The sequence below is a fragment of the Aquimarina sp. RZ0 genome, from assembly GCF_008370685.1.
Classification (GTDB): domain Bacteria; phylum Bacteroidota; class Bacteroidia; order Flavobacteriales; family Flavobacteriaceae; genus Aquimarina.
Genome location: NZ_VTZU01000074.1, coordinates 9,487 through 32,233 on the forward strand (window position 1 = coordinate 9,487; position 22,747 = coordinate 32,233).

A 22,747-nucleotide genomic window follows, 5' to 3' on the forward strand; every position below is an offset into this window, starting at 1 on the left:
TTTGTATTTTAAGATCAGAATACTTCTATTTTATGGGATGAAAATAAAAACTAAAAAAAATACAGCCAAGAAGCGCAGGAATTAATCTGTTTTCGAGCAGCAAATTATTTGAAAACTAAAAAAGGCACTCAAAAGCAATGTAATGGGATATTTGATCTTACCCAAACTGGATATACTAAATAATAAAATATTTCTTCATGAACACACCAGATATGTGATTTGAAAGATTTATATGAACTAATTATACTAAATGAATTAATAGATCCATGTATGAGTAACGTTTTTAGAATAAAAACATAATACACTGATTTACAATATTTAATATTCCGCCCTCAATGATTACAGTAATTAATTTCTAATCTCTATTTACTTTAGGTATTAACCATAAGTATCCCATACATATTAAAAAGAGGATGTATAACCCAATCAGGTTTACTGGTTTTGATTCTAAAATTTGATTCGTTTTTTTCTTAGATACTCTACTAAAGTATCTGTTATTTTCCTCAATTTTATCATAAATATATTTTGGTTTCCATGTTGAGGTATCTGTGACAAAATAATTCAAAACTTTTGTCGTATCCTGTTCTATCCGCAACGTATGCCACCCATACGATTCTGGATACGTAATTCCTTTCCATACATTTGAAATGTTTATATCACTGCGCATCGCAATCCTGTAGTTTTCTTTTGTCTTGACTATTGGTTTTGTTATTGATGCTTTTAGTGTAAATTTATAAGGGTGATCTTTAAAGCTCAGTATTCTTGGAGGAACCCAGCGTATAAGCTGAGCTTCTTTTTTACTTATATCATTAATAATATCAGACCATAATTGCTGATAAATTTCGGTTTTATCATTCAATACCAGTTCATATGTATTTTCTAACACTGTAGAACCTATCTTACCTTTTCTTATACGTTTGTATGCCGATATGATTTGTGTGTTTGAATTTTTATGAATTGATTGGATACGAAATTCATCTGTAAAGAAGAAGTTGTGTTTGCTTATTCTAACTTTTGGTATCTCCTTAAGATCCGTTTCTCTACTTTTTTCTCGAATAAAATTAAAAGCTTCAAAACCGCTTCCTGATCCAAAAAAACTGTCATCCGGTTGCACAAAAACTCCTAATCCCTGTTCTCTCACTACGTATTCTATAGTAGCAAGTGATGCTTTTCCTAAATTTCTGATGGTACTTGCATCAATTACTAGCAGATCAAAAAAATCCAGGTCTTTTTTAGAAAAGACATCTATTGATCTCTTTTCCATATTAAAATACTCCAGCTTATACTTCCCGTTGGTTATCTTGGTTTTAACGAATAGCTCATGCCCCATTTCTGACAAATAGTTCTTAAGATATTTGGTTTCAAAAGTTGGGAAACTATTGAGTATCAAAATTTTTAAAGGAACACTATGATCAACAGTCAATGGGATCGGATCACGAGAATAGATCTTTCCTGTTGTGTCTTTTTCTATTATTGAAAAGAGATAATTTCCTTTTGCAACAAGTTTTGAGGATAATTGAAATACTTGTTTTTTATCTATTATGAGTGAGACTGAATCGAGATAAACACCTCCAGGTCCTTCTAGTACTAATTGATGTCCCTTTCTAGGTGTATTGTAAAGTCCTGAAAAATGTATCTGTTCCCCAAGTGTCTTTTTGTGATCATATTTAAATTTAATAATTCCTGAAGGTATATCTCCTCCCAAATAGTTGACATTACAATTTTGTAATTTCCAAAAATCAAAAGGTTCTAAACCGTGTCCTAAAATATATACAGAATCTGAAATGTTTGTATGGTTAAAAATCGGTCGATTGTCATTATATGTTAGTACTTTTAACTTCCTATGAGTCTTTTTAAGGCTATCTAATCGCTTCGTGCTATAGCCTGGAGTAAGTAATGCTACTTTGCCGGTTTTATTCTGAATATAAACTGCTGGTTTTAATACAATAAAAGCAAGGGCGGTAATCCCAAGAAACGATACTACGGTTTTTATCCAAAAGCTACGTTTTCCATACTGATCCCATTCTTTCCATATAAAAACAGCCCATAAAACGAAAGCTCCAATACATAGTTGCCATATCCAGCTAGTATTCAAAAAAGTGATCGTATCAATCATGAATTTCGAGTTCTTTGAGTAGTAATTCATTGATTTCACTTGTCAACATCTTCTTCTTCGATGGAGTCGGTCTTAATGCCGGAAGTGCAGAAAACAGACCTTTTTGTATTTCTATCAGGGTTTCAACTGATATTTCAATATTTTCTGTAGCCCATTTTAATTTTTTTAATGTTTTTAAATACCTCCCCGGATCTTCTATAGCCTTGATTGCTAATTCATTTCCAGCTTCCTGAAAAAGTAGTCTATCCTTATCTGTAATCATTCCTTTTTGAACAATCAATTGTTCAAGTCTTGATACAGTTTTACGTATCGAAGGAAATTTATCTTTTTTTTGTAATATCGAGTGCTTTCTATAACTTGTTACCCCATCGATTTTCCCTGTAAGCCTTTTATCTTCTTTGATTGGTGGAGGATCAAACCCAATACGGTGTACATATATTCGTGCACTATTCTTAATTTCCTGAATCAATTTTAAGGCGCTATATTGATAGGGCAATGATTTTTCTGGCGTATACAACCTTAAATACAACTCTGCATCCCACATTTGATTAAGAGCTTGTCGTAACTTACTTTTTAGGGATTGTGTAAAAAGTGTAGACTCCTCCGGATCTTCATGATTATGTACATATTCTTCTAAGGGATCTTTATGATCTTCTTCTGATTCTTCTATCAGATTATGTTCATTCTCGTGATCATGAGTATGTGTATATCCAGCTAGTGGATCTTTATCACTGTGGTCATCCTCATGTTCTAAAATTTCGGCATCTTCTTCTTCTTCAATAGTCTTATGAGCAGATTCATCTCCCATAAATTGAGCATATTTAAGTCGCAATACCTTTTGATCAAAACCTAGTTCATTACTCTTAGATTTGAAATCTTTTTTAGATAACTTTAATCTATCACTAATCAGTTTTTCTGTATCAATAATCAATTGCCGTTGACTTCTAAAATAATCAGGCATTAGATCTACGCCCATAGTTCCTTCTACTGCAAATTCATCAGAAACCGTATCTTTTATAACTGCAAAAAATGTCTCACTTCTTGATCTATTGGGTTTAGGTTTTTTATAGTCTGATGCTTCTACATAAAAATAAAGTTCATCTCCCGGTTCCATGTTCATTTCGTCCAGATCTATTTTTTTTGACATATTTAATTTTTTGCCTCCTGGTGGGATTCCACTATCAAAATTCAATTTTTCTTCTCTAAACTTTACAGATTCACCGGAACCCTTGCTTACGGTTGCTATAATATATGCATCTGCGATTCCAAAATCATCTGTGATCGCTGTCATAAAGGAGATATTTTTATTTTCATCAAAAGAAAAAGAAGTAAACTGTTTTATTCCTAGTATCTCTATATCCGGACTCTTATCTTTTACGTTTTCAACTGAATACAATTCTGAAATATATGAATTACCTTGTGTATCCGTGAATTTGAAATTATAAAAACCCGAAGTATGTATCTTTATATTTCTTGTATATACACTGTCAATAAATCGCATTGGATATGTATTACCCATATGTTCCATCGTCACATTTGCTACTTCTTTATCAAACTGTATTTTCCACGACACTTGTGATCCTTCTATAGCTTTTATATCCATTTTTGAAGTCTTAAAAGGAGGTGTTCGGGTATAATCAGGATAACGTATCGTCAGTTCCTGACGCACTAGTATAGGTGCAAGAATTTTGGTAGCAGCAGAATCTACTGGTTTAAAAACTATCCGTTCCGGAGTTATCTTTTGTTCTTGTCCCTGTCTAAAATAATCTATTAGTTGATATTTATATATCCCAAAACCTATACTGATAAATAATCCCAATACAATACTTCCCAGAATAAAGTTTCCCGGAGGTTTTATAGTACTTCCTTTTTTAACTAATCCTTTTGCTACTTTATGCTTTTGCAACCTCGCCAGATTTGATAACTTAGCATCTGGTATTAGTAACAGACCTGTACTATATTCTGCCGCATCCAGATGCTGATCTATATAATCTGCTACAATTGATAAACTATATTTCCAGGGTTTGATAATAGTAATCATTATAGCCGTGATCATCATCCCAGTAAATAAGGATATAAAAAGCTTTAGAAACAGAAAATGAATAAAAATTGACGGACCAAGAGCATACAAAAAAACCTGTATCCAGAGCTTTAATTTCCATCTCTTCCTATATCTAACCAATATATCAAATCCAGACTCCATTACTGTTTTCTATATTTTGCTATACCGCGCTCGGTTATCATTAATAGTATCAATAGCATGCATAACCATCTGGAAATATCAACGATGACAGTTCGTTTTTTATTCTTTACTAAACTTGCTTCTGCAGGGCGTAACGCTGCTATGTCCATACTCCTTTTATCATATATATCTATGTCATCTCTTATATCTTTATGAATATCAAAAAGTTTTAATAGGTGTTCTGGTAAGTCTGTATCTACACTATTTTCTAATGTAAGAGGTTTTGTAAGATAAAAAATGGTATTCGAGATGCCTGCTTCTATAATCTGATCTGCAAAATCATCCGGTTTGTACACCAGTAATTTTGTCGCTAGTGTCGGAATCGGATCGCTATGTAACCATAATACTAAATCAAACGATGAAAGATCCAAAGCATCTACACGCTGAACTGCTTTGACATCAATTTGTCGGTCAATATACGTTGATATTGCAGTACATGAAGCAACTAAATATGCCTTCTCATTAGACCGAGCATTGTCATAAAACAAGAGTACCCTGAGTGGTTTTTGGATCGTAAAAGGTATTTTTTTCTGTACGCCCTGAAACATAAAGGTGATACTATCTCTTGCGGTATTAAATTGAAATTGATTAGTATCCAGAGAAATCGTTTTTTTTTCAAGAAATAATCGAAGATAATTACTTGTCACAGTTAATAACCGCAATGTATCTTCTTCTTTAGTAACTTTAAGAATTTTCTCCTTTATAAATTCATCAGGCCTAACAGGAATCCAGGAAATATTTTTATGAATGCTATCTGGGCGCTTACCTTTGATACCAGACAAAAAGGCATTCGTAAAAACTACAATACTGTCTGTTGCTAATTTCTCCATATCATTTGCTAACTTCCAATAATTAGGAACTTTGATATTTTTATAATCTGATGTATTTCTCTGTATTTCTGGAAAACCATCTTGTAAAAGCCTTAAAGATCCTCCAGTTTCTATTGTATCCAGCAGCGGTTTTATTCGTTCTTGATTCAATAAAGATGGTTCAATAATATACGTTATAGGTATGGTACTTGCTTTCTTTTTTATGCGTGGTTCTGCAATAAGCAAGACAAGTACTGTTATCAATATTATTCTTACTAACAATAATAAAAATTCGTGAAGCTGAATACTGCTTGTCTGCCTTGAATCTGATGCTATTAGTAACTTAGTACTACCAATTTTAATTATTTCTCCATCCTTTTTACTCCACAAATGTACTGCTATGGGTATCACAAGCCCTAAGAATGCCCAAAGGTATGTAGGGTTAAGAAAAAACATCTTAGAAGAGTTTGGTACGTTTCTTCATAAACAATTGCAAGGTTTCTCCGATATCTTTATGCAACGCAAATAAATGATAACTAATATCATTTGCCAACAAGGTTTTCTTTGTCTTTTTCATCATTCCATCTAATTGTATAAGATATTGCTTTTTTGCTGATTTAGCATCTATTTTGAGTCTTGTTCCTGTCTCTAAATCTTCGAATGTTATGGTTTCATTATAATCAAATTCTAATTCATTTTTACCCATCAGATGCAACACTACCACTTCATTTTTTGATGTTTTTAGGCGTTTAATAAAATCAGTCAGTTCCTTATTATGTTCATACAAATCTGTGATAAAAAAGATAAGCTCTTTATGGCTACGACTATGAAGAACTTCTGTTATCGTCGGGTCTCTTGGCCATTTACCCCGATTCTCTATAGCAATCAATTCATGTAAAAATCGATTATACTGTTGTTTTTGAATCTTAGGATATATTGTATATAATTGATGATCATTTAATGCAAAAAGCCCTATTGCATCACCTTGTTTTTCAGAAATATATCCTAGTGAAGCTATTAAAACTCTGGCATACTCCATTTTAGACAATCCATCTTTTTCTTGATGAAGCATGGATTTACTGGCATCCAATATGAATTTTACAGCAATATTCGTCTCTATTTCTGATTGTTTGATATAATATCTATCGGATCTGGCTAACATTTTCCAATCAAGTAATCTCAGATCATCACCTGGCTCATAGTTCCGGAATTGATTAAATTCCATTCCTGAGCCTACATTATTACTAAGATGCATTCCTGACAAATATCCATCTACGATGGCACGTGCAATGAGCGCCAATCCTGACACACTCTTTATGAGTTCTGGTTTTAGTAATTGGAGATATTCCTGCTTTTTCACTTCCTCAGTTCTATTTTGAAACTTCGATTCTTTTTAATAACTGTCGGGTAACATCATCAGCTGTAATACCTTCTGATTCTGCTCTGAAGTTTATAATAATCCTATGCCTCAATACAGGCATTGCTACCTGATGTAAATCGTCTAATGTCACAGATAAACGTCCTTGTGTCAATGCGCGAGCCTTGGCAGTTAATATCATTGCCTGTCCTGCACGAGGTCCTGCTCCCCAACTTACCCATTCCTTTACATAGGTGTCTGTAGTAGTTTCTGGTCTGGTAGCCCTTACTAACCTGCTTACAAAAGTGATTAGTTGATCACTAATGGGGATTTCTCTAACCAGGTATTGTAACCTTAAAATATCTTCTCCGGAGATTACTTTATTTAAGATCTCATTTTTTATCCCCGTCGTATTTTTAAGGATTGTTGTTTCTTCTGATTCATTAGGATATCTTATTTTGATATATAACAAAAAACGATCTTGTTGAGCTTCTGGAAGCACAAAGGTGCCTGATTGCTCGATAGGATTTTGAGTCGCGAGAATAAAAAATGGCCTGTCTAATTTATAGGTTTTCCCTGAATACGTTACTTCAAACTCCTGCATAGCCTCTAATAATGCTGCCTGGGTTTTGGGAGGTGTGCGGTTAATCTCGTCTGCCAAAATTATATTTGCAAAAATGGGCCCTTTATTGAAGTTAAAAAATTTCTTTCCAGTACTATGATCTTCTTCTAATATTTCTGTACCTATAATATCTGATGGCATTAGATCTGGAGTAAATTGTATTCTTTTGAATGTCAGATCAATGGCTTGTGCCAGTGTTCTGATCATTAGCGTTTTTGCCAAACCAGGAACTCCCTCCAGCAATGCATGGCCTCCTGCAAGGAACGTAATCAGTAATTGCTCTATAGTTTCTTCCTGCCCAGTGATTATCTTACTAATCTCTTTTCTTAAATCCTGAAGTCTTCCAGAGAGTATATTTATTTCTTTTTCAATACTTACTAACTCTTTATCCATTCTTACTACATCTTTTATGATGTTAACGCATACATTACGATATTAACACCAAATCGGGTATTATCTATCTTATACCATCGTTTATTTCTAAAATCATAATCCCACTCACAGCCATAATCTTTATTGCTAAATAGTACTCCTATCCTACCATTAACCTCTATTGCCTTTAGATACTCATGTACTATATCATCGCCCCAGCCATTTAATTCTTGTGACGTAGTAGGTGGTCCATTTTCAAATTCAAAAAAGACCTTATATATTTCGTGATCATTAGGAATTTTCTTTAATCCTTGCGACCCAAAAATAGCTTCCATCTGGCGCTCAAAAGATTTAGAGAATAAACCATCGATGTCGTGATTACAATCATCTGCAAAAACAAACCCTCCATTGTTTACATATTTCTCAAAATTTTCGCTTTCTTTTTTGGTAAACTGTACTAATTTATGACCGGATATATAACAAAAAGGGCTCTTAAAAATTTCATCACTACTTAAAGAGATAATTTTTTCTTGTGTATCTACTTTTAAAGTAGTGTATTCTACAAGAGAGTTCAATAAATTAGAAGGCATTCTTTGATCTACATCCCAGTCTCCCGATTCATATTGTAATCTGGTAAAAAAAAATTTATTACTCAATATGGTGTATTATTTTGATCACTATCTTTTGTTTGCAGAAATGATACATACTAACTGGTTATCCTGAATATATCTGCATCAAAATAACCAGTTGCATTATTTATTACCCTTATACTGCATCTGATAAACTTGTAAAAGTAAAATCTCTTATCTTCATATAAGGTATTAAGTTTCCGTTTATTCTTACCTGCTTTCCTAATTTTTCTAAATTATTAAGCATAATAACAGGACTCTCATTAAACCTAAAGTTTTTTACAGGGTATTTAATTTTACCATTTTCGATATAAAAAGTACCATCCCTGGTAAGCCCTGTATATAAAAGTGTTTGTGGGTCTACATTTCTAATGTACCATAATCTGGTTACAAGAATTCCTTTTTTAGTTCCTTTAATAAGATCTTCTAAAGAGGCATCTCCACCTTGCATAATAAACCCTCTAGGTGACGGAACTGGATCTACTCCTTTTTCCTTTGCCCAATAACGGCTATATGCCAGATTTTTAACGATCCCATTCTCTAGCCAGGTTGTTTTTTTTAAAGGTTGTCCTGCACTATTCCAGGTACTGGTAGGAACTTCTGGATGTAGAGGGTCAGACCATATATTGACACGCTCATCCACTATTCTTTCTCCTAACTTGGTACCTCCTCCTTCTTTGGACATAAAACTTCTTCCTTCATCAGCAGTACGGGCATTAAAAGCAGAAGCCATATTACCTAACAAACCTACAGATGCCGCTGGTTCCAGAATTACTGTATATTTACCTGGCTCAATAGCTTTTGCTTCTCTGGACATAGTGGCCTTATCTATGGCTACTTTAGACGCTTCTGAAGCATCAAATTTATTAACATCGTTAAAGTCTCTTGTTACCCAACCAGATCCCGTACCATCGTTACTTCTCATAGTCACGGTAAAACTTGCATTTGTCGATTTGTTATAAGCAAAAAGACCTTTAGAATTTAATAATGCACTAAAACCAGAAGAGTCATTAAAGAATCCCGCTGCCGTAATATCTTTTGCAGCTGCTGGTTCAATACTGCTGCTAGCTACTCCAGCGCGATATTCTGGTGTAATATTAGCAGTAGTCTCTTTAAAAGTTAAGTATTCATCATATTTTTGTGGAGCTAGAGGCGCCATGAATTCAGGGTTCTCAGGAGAAAGTTTTGCTAACTCTTCTGCTCTCCTGACTACCTTTTTTAAAGATTCGTCATCAAACTCATCAATAGTTGCTGTACCTGATTTTTTACCAAAACTCGATTGTACTGATAAAGTTTGGTTAGATCTGTGACCAGAAGTAGATACTGTATTACGTGCATATCGGATATTACCACTTTCGCTGCCACTTATATTTATTACACAAGCGTCTGCAGTAGAAAAGCTCAATGCTTTTTCCATTATCTGCTTTGCTTCTTCTTTTGTATATATTGCCATGATATTTTTAGAATTTTTAGAATAAAACAGTTTTTTTAAATGGTTCTACCCGTATTGATCACATTTACATTATTAAATCGGGTAGTACTACTACCATGTGATACTGCACTAATCTGTGGAGGTTGACCTTTACCATCAAAGAAAGAACCAAACATACGATAATCACTCTTATCACATATCTTCGCACAGGAATTCCAAAATTCTTGCGTATTAGACTGATAAGCTACATCATCTAACATTCCTACAATTGCACCGTTTTTAATTTCATAAAATGCTGTACCGCCAAACTGGAAATTATACCGTTGTTGATCTATAGAATATGAACCTCTACCAGCAATATAAATACCTTTTTCTACATCTTTGATCATATCAGAAACGCTATATTTCTCGGTACCTGCTTCTAATGAAACATTAGGCATACGCTGAAACTGAACATCATTCCAACTTTGAGAATAACAACAACCATGAGACTCATTTTGACCAATCATATGCACCTGATCTCGGATTGCCTGATAATTGGTTAATATACCTTTACGTACAAGATCCCATTGTTTAGTTTTTACACCTTCATCATCATATCCTACAGCTCCCAAAGAACCAATTTGTGTTTTATCAGCAATAAGGTTTACAATATCACTCCCATATTTAAAGTTTTTCATTTTCCATTTATCTAATGTGGCAAAACTCGTCCCTGCATAATTTGCCTCATACCCCAATACACGATCAAGCTCCAGCGGGTGTCCTACAGACTCATGAATTGTGAGTCCCAAATGGTTTGGTTCTAATACCAAATCATATTTTCCAGCTTCAACGGACTTAGCCGTAAGTCTTTCTTTAGCTTGTTTTGCAGCTACGGTAGCATCTTCTACCATATCATAACTACCTCTATATAGCTTAAATCCTGCCGGACCTTCTAGTTTCTCAGAATCTAAACCATCCATATATTCATATCCCATTCCCATGGGAGCACTCATTGCTTGTCTTGATTTAAATTTGTTATTCTCGCGATCTATAGCCGTAACAGTAAATGTAGGCCATATGCGATGAACATCCTGATCAATATATGAACCTTCTGTAGAAGCAAAATACTTTTGTTCATTCACCATAAACAATCCAGAGTTGACAAAATCAGCACCGTTCTTAAGCGCAGCAGCATTTGCGCTTAGTAATAAATCAACCTTTTCTGAAATTGGTACTTTTTTAAAATCCTTTTGTATAGGAGTCTTCCAAGAAACTTCTCCATACGATTGTACCGGGGCTAATTTAACAGGAACTTTTTGAATTTTTGAATTCGCTTTGGCAATGGCAACTGCCTGCTCTGTAGCTTTCTTAATTCCTGCGTCAGAAACATTATTGGTCGAAGCAAACCCCCAGGTACCATTTGCTACCACTCGAATACCAATACCAAAAGATTCTGTATTTACAACATTTTGTACTTTATCTTCTCTGGTAAACACATATTGATTTAAGTACCTTCCAATCCTTGCGTCCGCATAAGATGCGCCAAGCGTTTTTGCCGTATTAAGCGCAACATCAGCCAATTTCTTTTTGATTGCTATATCCATACCAGGATTGAGCAATGCCTCTGCAGAAATATCATTTCCCATCAGTAGAGATGGCACCATTAAAACACCAGAACCTAATCCTGCATATTTGACAAAGTCTCTTCGTTTCATAAATAAACCTCCTTTTTTTGATTGAGTGAATTATTACTATAAATAAAATTACACAACTAATTCTATTGCATACAGAACTTATCTTGATTTTTTATTTTTAAACGAAAATGAGATAAAATTTGTGCAGATGAAACATTTTTTTGAAAGGCATAGTCTGGCTGCGCTTAAAAAATAACGAAATATGAGTCAATTTTATCCATTTTTCAGGAAACAGAAAAAGTCAAGATGAATTCATAGTGTAAATACCTATAGTAGTTGAATTATTAAGTTTAATACAAGACTAACTCTTGTTAGCTTTAAAAATAGAAAAATTAAACCAAATTACCATATGATCATACGGCTGATCCTTTATATCCTAGATTCATTATTTTACAATGTATATACGCATCAAAAACAATAAAATACTCAAAATCAAAGCATTATTTCCTTTTTCAAAATCAAACTGCTCTTAAAAACCTTGTAATACGCAACAAAAATCATTGAAAATTACATATATAAATTTATGTTAAACTTTAAAAACGTTTTATCTCCAGATATGAAGCCAAATATATTTGTCTAAAAATCAATATTTTAAACCTACCACTCTGAAACTCTTAAACCTTGAAAAAAGCATACTAAATTAATAGATATACTAAAAAATATAATATTATAAGTTAATTTCTGTTTAAACCTTCATAAATAAATTTTAACAATTTGTATTTTCGCAAAAAAACAAAGAAATGGAACTTATTGAAAGAGCATTGGAATTCGAGAAAAGAAAAATGAGTAATATGTCTACTAGTGATCGAGTAGCTGCATCTCGTGAAGCTAAATCATTGATATTAGAGTTAAATGAAATCTATAAAGAAACTAAAGATGTAGAAATCATGGATCTTATGAAACTAATAACTGCTAAAAAACGCAAAATAGAAAAACGATTAGGAGGTATTCCATCTGTCTAAATATTATATTTATATGATTCTAGATACTACTCACTATTCTAAATCTCATAAAAAACGTATAAATGATTTGGTTGAAAAACCATTTTCTTTAGTCGATAGATTTAAACTTCGTGGTATTGGTTCTAAACGGATGATTATAGATAATGTAAGCCCTAATATGATCAAATACTTAAATACGGTAACGGATCTCAATTATGGTAATATAGAACTTAGACCTGGTGGTATATTAATAGGAATCGTAAGAGGACTGCAGAATTTCACGTGGGTGATTCCATACTATCAGTTTTATATGTATAAAACAAATGGTGTTAGTATTCACGCTCAGGGAAGGTTTATTACTTTCAAAAATAACCGAACATACCAGGAAAACACTAATTTCTTCAATAAACTTAGCCGGCTCAAAGTAGCATACGATCTTAAATATCCTCACATAGATACTTTATAACTAGAAATAAAATTTTTAGCTTCAGTATAAAGTACTATGTGAGGATAGTTTTGTAGTCAAGGTTTTTCACCTGTTACTTTTTCAGAAATCGCAGTGTTTGATTTCTTTTTGAGTTTTGAAAATTAAGCAGATAAAGTCCTTTACTCAAATCAGAGATATCTATAGATGTAAGCTGTTCGGTAGTACGAAAATGTCTTACAGAAGTACCTAATACATTAATTATATTGACCTCTGTCCCAATAGAAAGTCCTTTTATTGATACTTCGCTGCTTGCGGGATTAGGAAATAATAAAAAATCGTCAATTGCAGTATCATTGACAGAAAGAATCTGATCATCAAAATTTGCAATAACGTCTACTATGGATACCATAGAATCCCACCCTCTATCTGTCCATGACCAAACTAATGAGCCTTGCCAACGATTAAGCATTAACTCAACCCCTAATTCTGATCCTTGCAAACCAAAGGTATAATCCGGATAATATTCTGCAATAACTGCTGGTTTATCTAAACCAGTGCTTTCAAAACTATTATGAAATGGAGAGCCTTCCTGTCCTGCCCAATTATAAAAATGGATATTATAGAGATCTAGATAACCGTCTTCTTTACCTCCGGCATTAAACAACTCTTCATCAGAATAATAATTTTTATATCCTTTCTCATCATTATCAACAGCACTTAGAAAACCTAAGGCACCTGATGTAACTTTTATGCCTGGTTGTGCATTTCTTATTGCAGAGGCAGATCTATTGATAAAACGCTGTATCTCTTCCATAGTAACTTTTTCTTTGAATCCATCCCAATGACTGGCGAACTGATCTGTCATACCTTCTGCCTCGTTAAATATTTCCCAGGCGTACAAACCTTCGTGATCACCAATATACGTAACTAATGGGATTAAAGCGTTATCAAGATATGCCTGAAAATATTCATCATCCGTAAATAATTTCTTATTAGCAACCGCATCTACTCGCCACTGATCTTTTAACATATCAAATGACCATAAGCACGGTTGAATCTTTAAATTTTTGGAAGCAGCAAGATCAAGTATTTTTTTAAAATCTTCATGAAAAAAATCTGGATTTCTGATTACTTTTTGAGTATCATCATAAACAGGGTTTGTAGATCCATTTGTATGATACCACCAGCGTATAACGTTCCCTCCTGATTCTGCTACTGAATTCATGATAGATTCAAACTTCTCCATATCCGGATGGTATTCTTTAGGACCATCATCATCAAACCCAATATCTCTCCCAAAACTTCCCCAGGCAATATTAATCCCATTAATAATGGCAGTATCTATTTGTACAGCTTCTCGCTCAGTGTTAGCTAATTTTCTTTTGGTATTCTGATGAGAAGCATTATCCTTTTTTTTATTCTCTTTTTTGAGCAATTCATAGGTTATTCTGGCTTCTTCTATTATTTCGTTTTTATAGTTTTCATGATTATGCCAGGCTTTTGTAGATCTTTGAGCGTGTATTCCAGATACAATAAAAATAACGATGTAGAGTATTCTTAGATTCATAATGTGAGTTTAAGTTTTGTTAGTTAAGCTTTTCTAACGATCTAAAATAATAAATTATTACACTTAGTTTGTTAATTAAAGACTGTTTAAAAAAAATATTATTTATAACACGATAAAAAAGAATATGTATAAAACTGATTTTCTAATTGAATTACAGATAAATAAACAACAAGTACGCATATAAGAAAATGAGGTGACATATTTTTAAAAAAAGTAGAAAAATTCCTCTAATACACTTTTCAAATTCAATTTACTCGATAATCGAGATTTAAATGCTCCGAGGCTTGCCTCGAAATCAAAATGTTTTTTTCAATAAATGCCTCGTGGGCTTGCTCCGAGGTAGTTTACCTAATGGAACTCATTTAGACTTTTTCAATTGGAACTCTTCTTGAATAGTGGTTTTCAACCGAAAAGCTTGGTTTTTGTACTATAATGAAGAAGGTGTTTTTCAGCATAGCCATAGTTACGATTAAAAAAAACAATAAAATTAGCGTGCAAAATGTAAATTTTGTAGGTCAAAGCAGTACTCAAGATGAGTTCTTGGTTAAAAAATTAGCTTTTTGCATCCATTTTTTGTCTTTTTTTCTTACTTCGGCCGCTGCTATGAGGTGCAAAAAACACTTCATTAAATGAATACAAAAACCGTATTAAGATTTATGTTTTTTTTCTAAGGCATGACTCCCACAACCTTTTAGAACTATGCCTTTCCAATTAATATTGATAGCCCCTCCAGAGTCGTCACCTGCCATATTTAAACAATGCTCTTTTTCATACAGGATTGAGATTGTTTTCCCTGTATTATCTTTTCCTTCAAAAGAGACCTTCTCAAATTTTGTAGTTCTATTGAATTCACTTTTTAGTAATAACTGCCCGCTGGTTTTCATTTCTTCATCAAGAGCATTTATTTTAAATTCATATTCTTTCCCCTTTTTCTTTGTAATACTAATATCCCAGGCTGGCTCAAAACCTCCTCCTACAACCTTCTCTAGTTGATTTTGATCTTTGGCAATACTGTTACTATCAATAGTAGGAACACTTTTATTAGAGAGCGTAATTGCATCATGGTTGGTATCCTTTTTTTCTTTATTACAAGAAATAAAAACAATACTTATTGATAGAATAATCAAAAGAACTGGCTTTTTCATCTATAACTAGATATGAGTATTAAATATGATTAGTGAAAAAAATAACGTAAAACTACTTAAAAAATTATTGGTTTGACAAGAAAACATTCAGGGGGATCATAGAAACATATAAGCCTCATATGAATATCTTTTGTTTGGGTGATCCCCTATTATCGAACTCCTTCTTGAATTTTTATTTTAAACCGAAAATGAGTTGAAATTTGATCAGACTTGGTAGTCCAGACATTCATAATGCTACTAAAAGCAAAAAAATAGTAGCTTTATAGAAATATAGAGGAATAGAATAATTTGGAGTTATAGGTTCTAACCGTTATATTAGATAATCCTCAAATTATGATTGATACACAAAATCCTTCTATTCATCTATCTTTTCTGCGGCATACTGTCATTATACTGGTATTGTTTGTTGATACTTCAGGTTCAGGAATATGGGCTCAAAATTGCCTTGATAAAGAGGAGAAGGTGTTCCAGTATGCTTCAATTACTAGTACTATAACAACATTACAAAATTGGCAGGAACAACAAACTGTTGAGAATATAGGAAAAGAAAGGCTGTTCCAAAAAAAAAATGGAGCTAGTAATACCAGGAACGAAATAATTTTACTGGTACTCCTAATACTGTTACTTCTCGGAGTAATCTTTTTGATTTATAGAGAATATACCTATAAGAAAAGAGTGCAAGAAGAACTGAAGAAGAAAGAAGAAAAAATCTATCAGCAATCTTTAATTTTGAAGGCTCAAAATAAAGAATTAGAACAGTTTAGATATATTACTAGTCATGATCTACAGGAACCGTTAAATACTATTTCGAGTTTTATTGATCTACTATCAGAAGATTACGGAAGTAGTTTTGATGAGACAGGTAAAGAGAGTCTTTCTTTTATTCGGGATGCAAGCAGACGAATGAAAAAACTTTTTAATGCTTTATTAGAATATTCCAGATTGGGAAAAACCAAAGAGCGTTCTACTGTAAATATTACTAATGTACTGGCAACATTGCAAAACGATTTTGAGAATATCTTAGAAAGAACCAATACCAAAATTATAGTAGGTGCTTTACCTATTGTAAAAGGAGTCGAAGTAGAATTACGATTATTATTACAACACCTGATAAGTAATGCCATTAAGTTTACTAAAGACGGTGTAATCCCTGAGGTTACAATTACTGCAATTAGAAGAAATAGTAGAGGTAATGGATTACCTGAATTTTACGAGTTTTCAGTAAAAGATAACGGTATTGGCATTCCAGAAATGCATAAAGAGAGAATATTTTTGATTTTCCAACGATTACATTCTACAGATACATATCAAGGTATCGGTATGGGATTGTCCTATTGTAAAAAAATAGTAGAATCACACGGAGGTAACATTTGGTTAGAGTCAAAAGAAAACGAAGGGACTACTTTTTATTTTACCATTCCTATGTGATACTGAAGTGATTTAAACTATTTCAATTCGTTATAAAAATGCTCTTTTTAACTCATTTTTTTGCCAGAATCAAAATAGTTTAAACCAATTCGATACCTGATCATTAGAAAAAAATGATCAATATCAATCATAGCTATTTATCTAAATCCATAGATCTCACGCATAGATGCAACATCTTCACCTGTATACCCTCTACCACCTAATGTGCTTCCCACACAAGCAACCATTATAGAATCCAGAAAATCTCCAGAGGTATTGGTGCCAGGAATGGGAACAAATCCAAATGGATTGTTTTCAGCCTCATTTTCTCCACAACTTCTTTGCGTTCTCCAATCACTATGCTGTATCCCAAAATTATGTAATATCTCATGCATCAGGACCTGTCTAAGCGTTTCTCTGGTAGAAATCGAAGAAATCGCATCAGTGTTTAACTGTAACACTCCTCCTGGTAAAAAATTAGAAGGAAAACTTGCTCCTGCAAAAACATTAGGATCTGGAACGAATGTTCCTAAACCAGTAGGAACAAAAATACGATTATAAAAAACCATAATATCTCTTGGAGTACTGGCAATTTCGCTAGATGATATAAAAACATGATTCAGTTGTATAGTAGTACGTAACTGAGTGTTAAATAAAAATATCATATCCTGGGCGGCTTGTTGCTGAAAAGGAGTATTGAAATCCACAAAAGCTACAGTATAGCTCCTGTTGCCACCTACTGTATTATTAGTCCTAAATAATTTTTCTCTTTGTTCTGTATCCAAAGAAGGATCTGCAAACTTTACCATATTTTGCAGATCAGAAGTAAGAGTTAACATATCTCTGTAAGAATAATATTCATCTGTGGATCCATCTGGGAGATCCAGTTTTATCTTAAAAGTCTCTTCTGGAACATAGCCAAGTTTGGCCACGTCAATTTGTTCTTGTTTCGTAAGATTGTTAGTAGCGGTAGTTTCTTGTACAAAACCTTCCTCTTTTTCACAGGAAAACAGTATCCCAAAAGATAATATCACTACAGCAGTTTTAAGTTTTACAAGTACTTTTTTTCTTAATTTTAATAATTTCATTTTTTATTTTTAAGATTAATAATTACTAGATACTAAACAGCTAATATTTTAACATCCCTAATTATACAACCCATTTTATAAGAAAAGTAAAGTTAATTACGAGTATAAGTATCTCATATAGCCAATATTTATAATTACTTTAAAAACATATGAATGAAACACTTACACTCTTGTCTTAAAAAAGAGAAGATTATCTAAAAAAAATTATAGTGAAAAAACCAGAAAGTCTATAACTTTCTTAGACTTAAGTATCGTTTTTCTGATTTCTAACCACTGTAAACCTAAAAAAAATTACCTAAATTTATGAATTCAAACTCCGTGATAGAACTTTTTGAGGTACTTAAAAATAATATGTTTCTTGAATTTTAGTGCAATACTTTTTCTAATATAAATACTACATACAAACAGTTAATGTCTTAAATACTGAAATAAAAACATATTTGAATGGGTAATGTTAAAGCAAAAATGGTATAAATGTAATTAGTCAGTATATTATTTATAATACTGAAGTAGTTTAAACTTTTTTGAATCAGGCGAAAAATAGTATTTTTTTGATCAATTGAAGTGTGTTTTTGCTCTTCATAGCAGCGCCCGAAGTAAGAAAAAGACAAAAATTGAGTAAAAAAAGGCATTTTTATAGCGAATTGAAAAAGTTTAAACCAATTCATTAACTAATCAAAGGTTTTACATAGGTAACAAAATCAATTCCAATCCCGTTAGGATCTTCTATAGAGAAGTGTCTTTCTCCCCAAGGTTCGTCTCTAATCTCTACTTTAATAGGTATACCTTTTTGCTTTAAATCAATATAGTGTTCATCAACATTGTCAACTTCTATCGTGAGATACATTCCCTGCCCTTTGAACTCAGGGTGAAAGAAAGGTTGCTGAGTTGGATGATTTGGGAGTAAAAAACTGATTGTATCTTTTTCATTCGGAGTGAATAGCAAAAGATAAAAATCATTTTCAAATTTTATTTTGAATCCTAAATTCTCTGTATAAAAAGACTTAGTTTCCTTAATTTTTTTTGTCAATATTCCAGCATTCAATCTCATAGTAATATTTGGTGTGATTGGTTTTCGAGTATAATTACAGAATCTAAATTAAGTATTTTTACGGGAAAAATCTTCTTTTTTTAACTCATAGCTTATAAATGTTGTTTAAAAAAATCTATGGCGAGTTTTACAGTTTTTTCATGTATTTCTTTTCTACTAACCTCCGGTAAATCGATGGTTATTTCTGGAATTACTTTTTTGCCAAGTTGTGTTGGCTCATTCAAGAAAACATAATGCCCTACCTTTTTATCAAAAAGATGTATTTGGCTGTTTTTTATCAAATTATGATACTTCTCTGCGTTGTATCTTACTGGTTCTATTTTATCACCTCTTCCTGCAATAATAAAAACTGGAGCTATTATTTCGCTTGTTTGTTTTTTTGAATAAAATCCAAAACCGATTGCAGGTGCCATTACAAAAAAAGCTTTGATTCTATCATCCTTTACCTGATTTTTGTATTTGTTGTAAGATGACACGATAAGGCTATCTGTATCAAAATCGATCGTTTCTTTTGTTTCAGGAAATTCTGGAGGTAATTCTCTGGTGTTTTCTTCTTTATTTTCAGTGCCTTTATAATTTCTGTCTACATAGCCACCAGCCAATGCAATGTGAGTATATCCACCTAAGGAAAAGCCGACACCTCCAATTTTTGAAATATCGATTCTATTACCGATTTCCTGATGATCAATAATTTCTGTCAACACATATTGGATATCAATAGCTCTCTCCCACCACTTAAGAAACTCCCTGGGTATTTTATTAAAAGTTGAATTCCCAAAATGATCAATCGCAGCTACGATATAGCCTTCTTTTACCATTTTTTCTACAAACCAGGTGAGAGAAAATCTATTTCCACCAGTACCATGAGAAATCAATAATAAAGGAAATTTTTTATCAGGAATGCTTGCAAGTGGTATGGTCTGTATTGTTTTGAAAAGCTCTTTTCTATGCTCGTCTGTATTGTTTTTGTATATAGAATCGTATGTTGGATACCAAATTTCTGTTAGTAAAGGTCGATTGCGGGATATATCTGTATATGTGATTGATTTTTGCCCAATTTTGAAATCGTTTTTTTGTGAAATACAAGAAATAGAAAAGATCAGGGCTACAATGGCTAATGAGTGCTTTTTCATTTTATTAACTAGATTTATACAATGAACTCATCTTGACTTTTTATTTTTAACCGAAAATGAGTTGAAATTTGACCAGATGAGCCACTTTTTGTAGTATATAATACGATTTATAACTAAAAATTTCGCATATTCATCGTTTCTTTTTCCTTTCTACTTCGTTTAAAAAATAAACCGTAGCTATAGCTATGCTTGATTTTTTTGCCTTGCATAAAGAAAAAATAATTCAATGAATTTATACGAATTTTTTAATCACAAATCGTATAATAGCACTACAGACGAAAAAGTAACGAAATATGTACGAATTTCAGTCATCTTTTAGCAAATAGAAAAAAACAAGATAAATTCAATATTATAGACTAATAAAAAATCATATGTTACACTTTTAAAAAAATAAAAAAAAGTAAGACCAAAAAATTTAGTTTACTCTGAAGGCTCAATAGTTCTAAATGTTAGGTTTATTCTTGGAGTTTTTACTTTTTTGGATGGAGGAAGTCTGTGTAACCAATGAGTTTGCGTAACCCCTTTCATCACTAATAGACTACCTTTTTCTAAATTAATAGCTATGGAATGTTTTGTGGTTTTATGTTTAAAAGAAAACTTACGTTCTGCCCCTAGACTTAAAGAGGCTATTGCGCCATTTTTTTTTAAATCAACTTCTCCATCACTATGCCATGCCATGCCTTCTTCTCCTGTATGATATAAATTAAGCAGGCAGGAGTTAAATGATTCTCCTGTTTTTAATTCTACGATTTCTTTAAGTTCTAACAGTTCTTTGGTCCAGGGTATGGCAGATTTTGTGGTTTTGGAATATGTATACTCAAATGGTTGATCACCGTACCAGGCTACTTTACGTTTTGTGATTATCAGTTTTCCATAAATAATAGCTTTATCATAATCCCAATCAATGCGATGCATTAGTTTCTCTAAATAATATTGAGCTCTTGTAAGATCTATTATTGATCCGTAATAATCTACTTCTCCATCAAAAGGCAAAATATTTAACGAAGTATTAAATAAATCCATGTGGTCAGGTTTGTATGGTATTCTTATACAATGTTTATGAAATCAATTTAAATATACAATTATTATGACTATCAATTTTTCATGTATTGATATGAATTACCATCGCAGATACCTTCGAGTTCGTTTTCTAACAGATTTTGAGAAGTAAGAATCAAAAGTTGTTTGTTACCCGGTAAACTTCCACAATTAAAAAATGCTATTTCAGAAATGTATGTTAACTCAATAAATTTTTGGATTCCAGAATTCTCATTACCAAAAAGTGCATGCATATCAGTGACACTATAGGTTCCATTAAGTTCGGTAGTCAACTCGTTTTTTAAAGTAACTCTTTTAAAAGTGCCATCATCATTGAGTACATACGAATGAGTATCGCTTGCGATAGGCGTAATTTCTACACCAGATGAGTTGCTTATAATTTTGGTTAAGTTCCAGGTTCCTGATATTCGATTAATTTCACCGGCGTTTTCTATACTTTGATTATCATCGCTATTACAACTAAATAAACCCAAGACTAAAATGAAAATAAAATTTATTTTTCTCATAATTGATATTTTTTGCGATACAATAAATAGATGCTATATTAATACAAAAGTTGCTTATAATTCATTACAAATTTATGTGTTTATCAATGAACTCACCTTGAGTAGTGGTTTTCAACCGAAAAGTTTGGCTTTTGTACTATACTGAAGTAGGTTTTTTTCGGCATAGCCAGTTAAAAAAACAACAAAAATTAATGTGCAAAATGCAAATTTTGTAGGACAAAGCAGTACTCAAGATGAGTTCAATTACTAATTTTGTAGCGTTTGGTCCATTCAGACTTACTAATCTTATACCAGTTATGGGGGACTCCATCGACATCAATAGTTTCAATAAATCTGAGACCAATTTTTCTTAGAACCTTATTAGAAGCAATATTACCCAAATCTGCGGCAGCACAAATTTCGTTTACATCAAGTTCATTAAATCCGTATTTAAGAGATTCTATAGCCGTTTCGGTAGCGATTCCGTTTCCCCAGTATTTTTTTCTAAGTCTGTAGCCTAAATCATAATAACTGATATTATCTCTTAGTTGTTATTCATATTTTAATCCTGTCCAACCAATAAAATCGTTTGTTTTTTTATCGATAACCGCCCAGCGACCAATGCCATTATCTCTGTATTGACTTCTTATAAAGTTAATTATTTCTTCAGCTTCCCGGATTGTTTTTATCGGTTTTTTTCCTAAATATTTATGAACTTCGGGGTCAGAATCAAGATCAAAAATTCCTTTGGCATCAAATTTTTCTAAATCTCTTATTAGTAGTCTTTTTGTCTCTATATGGATTTTCATTTTTATACTTAATTTTTAAAATCATCTTCTTTTATAAAATGAAGTGGTTTTTATTATTTGATTCGCTATAAAAATGAGCTTTTGACTCAATTTGGGCGGATTACTTATAACTTTTCCCCTGTAATTTCACCTCCTCCCTGCTGTAAAGTTACACTTTCTACGATTCCATTTACATCACGATTGAAGATGATGCGAACTGTTATCACCCTATAATAAAACACATCGGTATCCTTCGGGTAAATCTGAATTAGATAAATGTATTATACGATTTATAACTAAAAATTTCGCATATTCATCGTTTCTTTTTCCTTTCTACTTCGTTTAAAAAATAAACCGTAGCTATAGCTATGCTTGATTTTTTTGCCTTGCATAAAGAAAAA

Annotated in this window: 18 protein-coding genes and 1 pseudogene; 3 read left to right on the forward strand and 16 right to left on the reverse strand. The window is 32.4% G+C overall.

Annotation, left to right across the window (positions count from 1 at the left end):
* Positions 1-355: 355 nt before the first annotated feature.
* The 8 genes from F0000_RS21820 to F0000_RS21855 all read right to left on the reverse strand — a co-directional run bounded on the left by F0000_RS21820 (position 356) and on the right by F0000_RS21855 (position 11,276).
* The gene (locus F0000_RS21820; protein ID WP_149626849.1) at positions 356-2,116 is read right to left on the reverse strand and encodes a hypothetical protein; all 1,761 of its coding nucleotides are present in this window, start codon (positions 2,114-2,116) and stop codon (positions 356-358) included.
* Positions 2,109-4,319: a DUF4175 family protein gene (locus tag F0000_RS21825; protein ID WP_149626850.1), complete on the reverse strand. Its 2,211-nt coding sequence runs from the start codon at positions 4,317-4,319 to the stop codon at positions 2,109-2,111. Before F0000_RS21825 ends, F0000_RS21820 begins: the two co-directional genes overlap by 8 nt.
* Positions 4,319-5,623 carry a BatA domain-containing protein gene (locus F0000_RS21830; RefSeq protein WP_149626851.1) on the reverse strand — a complete coding sequence of 435 codons (1,305 nt, stop codon included), beginning with the start codon at positions 5,621-5,623 and terminating at the stop codon, positions 4,319-4,321. The genes F0000_RS21825 and F0000_RS21830 overlap by 1 nt, the downstream gene beginning before the upstream one ends.
* 1 nt (position 5,624) lies before the next feature.
* The gene (locus F0000_RS21835) at positions 5,625-6,527 is read right to left on the reverse strand and encodes a DUF58 domain-containing protein (RefSeq protein WP_149626852.1); all 903 of its coding nucleotides are present in this window, start codon (positions 6,525-6,527) and stop codon (positions 5,625-5,627) included.
* Positions 6,528-6,537: 10 nt separating this feature from the next.
* Positions 6,538-7,539: a MoxR family ATPase gene (locus F0000_RS21840; RefSeq protein ID WP_149626853.1), complete on the reverse strand. Its 1,002-nt coding sequence runs from the start codon at positions 7,537-7,539 to the stop codon at positions 6,538-6,540.
* Positions 7,540-7,553: 14 nt separating this feature from the next.
* Positions 7,554-8,174, reverse strand: a complete 621-nt coding sequence (locus F0000_RS21845) for a DUF4159 domain-containing protein (protein WP_149626854.1) — start codon at positions 8,172-8,174, stop codon at positions 7,554-7,556.
* A gap of 109 nt (positions 8,175-8,283) precedes the next feature.
* Positions 8,284-9,600 carry a TldD/PmbA family protein gene (locus tag F0000_RS21850; protein ID WP_149626855.1) on the reverse strand — a complete coding sequence of 439 codons (1,317 nt, stop codon included), beginning with the start codon at positions 9,598-9,600 and terminating at the stop codon, positions 8,284-8,286.
* Between the two features lie 35 nt (positions 9,601-9,635).
* The gene (locus F0000_RS21855) at positions 9,636-11,276 is read right to left on the reverse strand and encodes a TldD/PmbA family protein (RefSeq protein ID WP_149626856.1); all 1,641 of its coding nucleotides are present in this window, start codon (positions 11,274-11,276) and stop codon (positions 9,636-9,638) included.
* Positions 11,277-11,995: 719 nt separating this feature from the next.
* Between F0000_RS21855 and F0000_RS21860 the strand changes: the two genes are divergently transcribed.
* Positions 11,996-12,217, forward strand: a complete 222-nt coding sequence (locus tag F0000_RS21860) for a hypothetical protein (RefSeq protein ID WP_149626857.1) — start codon at positions 11,996-11,998, stop codon at positions 12,215-12,217.
* Between the two features lie 13 nt (positions 12,218-12,230).
* Positions 12,231-12,662: a hypothetical protein gene (locus tag F0000_RS21865; RefSeq protein ID WP_149626858.1), complete on the forward strand. Its 432-nt coding sequence runs from the start codon at positions 12,231-12,233 to the stop codon at positions 12,660-12,662.
* Between the two features lie 73 nt (positions 12,663-12,735).
* Here F0000_RS21865 and F0000_RS21870 read toward each other — a convergent pair whose 3' ends face one another.
* Complete coding sequence (locus F0000_RS21870; RefSeq protein ID WP_149626859.1) at positions 12,736-14,190, reverse strand: T9SS type A sorting domain-containing protein; 1,455 nt, start codon at positions 14,188-14,190, stop codon at positions 12,736-12,738.
* Positions 14,191-14,837: 647 nt separating this feature from the next.
* On the reverse strand, positions 14,838-15,335 hold the full coding sequence (locus tag F0000_RS21875; protein WP_149626860.1) for a hypothetical protein: 498 nt from the start codon (positions 15,333-15,335) through the stop codon (positions 14,838-14,840).
* A 333-nt stretch (positions 15,336-15,668) separates the two neighbouring features.
* Here F0000_RS21875 and F0000_RS21880 point away from each other — a divergent pair, with 333 nt between their 5' ends.
* Entirely contained in the window at positions 15,669-16,763 is a 1,095-nt protein-coding gene (locus tag F0000_RS21880) for an ATP-binding protein (RefSeq protein ID WP_149626861.1), read from the forward strand.
* A 137-nt stretch (positions 16,764-16,900) separates the two neighbouring features.
* Here F0000_RS21880 and F0000_RS21885 read toward each other — a convergent pair whose 3' ends face one another.
* The 6 genes and pseudogenes from F0000_RS21885 to F0000_RS21910 all read right to left on the reverse strand — a co-directional run bounded on the left by F0000_RS21885 (position 16,901) and on the right by F0000_RS21910 (position 22,367).
* Complete coding sequence (locus F0000_RS21885; protein ID WP_149626862.1) at positions 16,901-17,830, reverse strand: M57 family metalloprotease; 930 nt, start codon at positions 17,828-17,830, stop codon at positions 16,901-16,903.
* Between the two features lie 667 nt (positions 17,831-18,497).
* Positions 18,498-18,881, reverse strand: coding sequence for a VOC family protein (locus tag F0000_RS21890; protein WP_149626863.1), 384 nt, complete (start codon positions 18,879-18,881; stop codon positions 18,498-18,500).
* Between the two features lie 92 nt (positions 18,882-18,973).
* Complete coding sequence (locus tag F0000_RS21895) at positions 18,974-20,014, reverse strand: dienelactone hydrolase (protein ID WP_149626864.1); 1,041 nt, start codon at positions 20,012-20,014, stop codon at positions 18,974-18,976.
* A 420-nt stretch (positions 20,015-20,434) separates the two neighbouring features.
* Positions 20,435-21,037 carry an alpha-ketoglutarate-dependent dioxygenase AlkB gene (locus F0000_RS21900; protein ID WP_149626865.1) on the reverse strand — a complete coding sequence of 201 codons (603 nt, stop codon included), beginning with the start codon at positions 21,035-21,037 and terminating at the stop codon, positions 20,435-20,437.
* A 71-nt stretch (positions 21,038-21,108) separates the two neighbouring features.
* Positions 21,109-21,579 (reverse strand): DUF5004 domain-containing protein, encoded by a 471-nt coding sequence (locus tag F0000_RS21905; RefSeq protein WP_149626866.1) that lies wholly within the window; start codon positions 21,577-21,579, stop codon positions 21,109-21,111.
* Positions 21,580-21,818: 239 nt separating this feature from the next.
* Positions 21,819-22,367 (reverse strand): annotated as a pseudogene (locus tag F0000_RS21910) (GNAT family N-acetyltransferase).
* Positions 22,368-22,747 lie beyond the last annotated feature (380 nt).

What these genes read in the sequence shown, in the direction of transcription:
- F0000_RS21900 (WP_149626865.1), bottom strand. Translation starts at nt 21,037, where the DNA reads ATGGATTTATTTAATACTTCGTTAAATATTTTGCCTTTTGATGGAGAA.
- F0000_RS21840 (WP_149626853.1), bottom strand. Translation starts at nt 7,539, where the DNA reads ATGGATAAAGAGTTAGTAAGTATTGAAAAAGAAATAAATATACTCTCT.
- F0000_RS21820 (WP_149626849.1), bottom strand. Translation starts at nt 2,116, where the DNA reads ATGATTGATACGATCACTTTTTTGAATACTAGCTGGATATGGCAACTA.
- F0000_RS21885 (WP_149626862.1), bottom strand. Translation starts at nt 17,830, where the DNA reads ATGAAATTATTAAAATTAAGAAAAAAAGTACTTGTAAAACTTAAAACT.
- F0000_RS21855 (WP_149626856.1), bottom strand. Translation starts at nt 11,276, where the DNA reads ATGAAACGAAGAGACTTTGTCAAATATGCAGGATTAGGTTCTGGTGTT.
- F0000_RS21905 (WP_149626866.1), bottom strand. Translation starts at nt 21,579, where the DNA reads ATGAGAAAAATAAATTTTATTTTCATTTTAGTCTTGGGTTTATTTAGT.
- F0000_RS21830 (WP_149626851.1), bottom strand. Translation starts at nt 5,623, where the DNA reads ATGTTTTTTCTTAACCCTACATACCTTTGGGCATTCTTAGGGCTTGTG.
- F0000_RS21860 (WP_149626857.1), top strand. Translation starts at nt 11,996, where the DNA reads ATGGAACTTATTGAAAGAGCATTGGAATTCGAGAAAAGAAAAATGAGT.
- F0000_RS21895 (WP_149626864.1), bottom strand. Translation starts at nt 20,014, where the DNA reads ATGAAAAAGCACTCATTAGCCATTGTAGCCCTGATCTTTTCTATTTCT.
- F0000_RS21850 (WP_149626855.1), bottom strand. Translation starts at nt 9,600, where the DNA reads ATGGCAATATATACAAAAGAAGAAGCAAAGCAGATAATGGAAAAAGCA.
- F0000_RS21825 (WP_149626850.1), bottom strand. Translation starts at nt 4,319, where the DNA reads ATGGAGTCTGGATTTGATATATTGGTTAGATATAGGAAGAGATGGAAA.
- F0000_RS21875 (WP_149626860.1), bottom strand. Translation starts at nt 15,335, where the DNA reads ATGAAAAAGCCAGTTCTTTTGATTATTCTATCAATAAGTATTGTTTTT.
- F0000_RS21890 (WP_149626863.1), bottom strand. Translation starts at nt 18,881, where the DNA reads ATGAGATTGAATGCTGGAATATTGACAAAAAAAATTAAGGAAACTAAG.
- F0000_RS21865 (WP_149626858.1), top strand. Translation starts at nt 12,231, where the DNA reads ATGATTCTAGATACTACTCACTATTCTAAATCTCATAAAAAACGTATA.
- F0000_RS21870 (WP_149626859.1), bottom strand. Translation starts at nt 14,190, where the DNA reads ATGAATCTAAGAATACTCTACATCGTTATTTTTATTGTATCTGGAATA.
- F0000_RS21880 (WP_149626861.1), top strand. Translation starts at nt 15,669, where the DNA reads ATGATTGATACACAAAATCCTTCTATTCATCTATCTTTTCTGCGGCAT.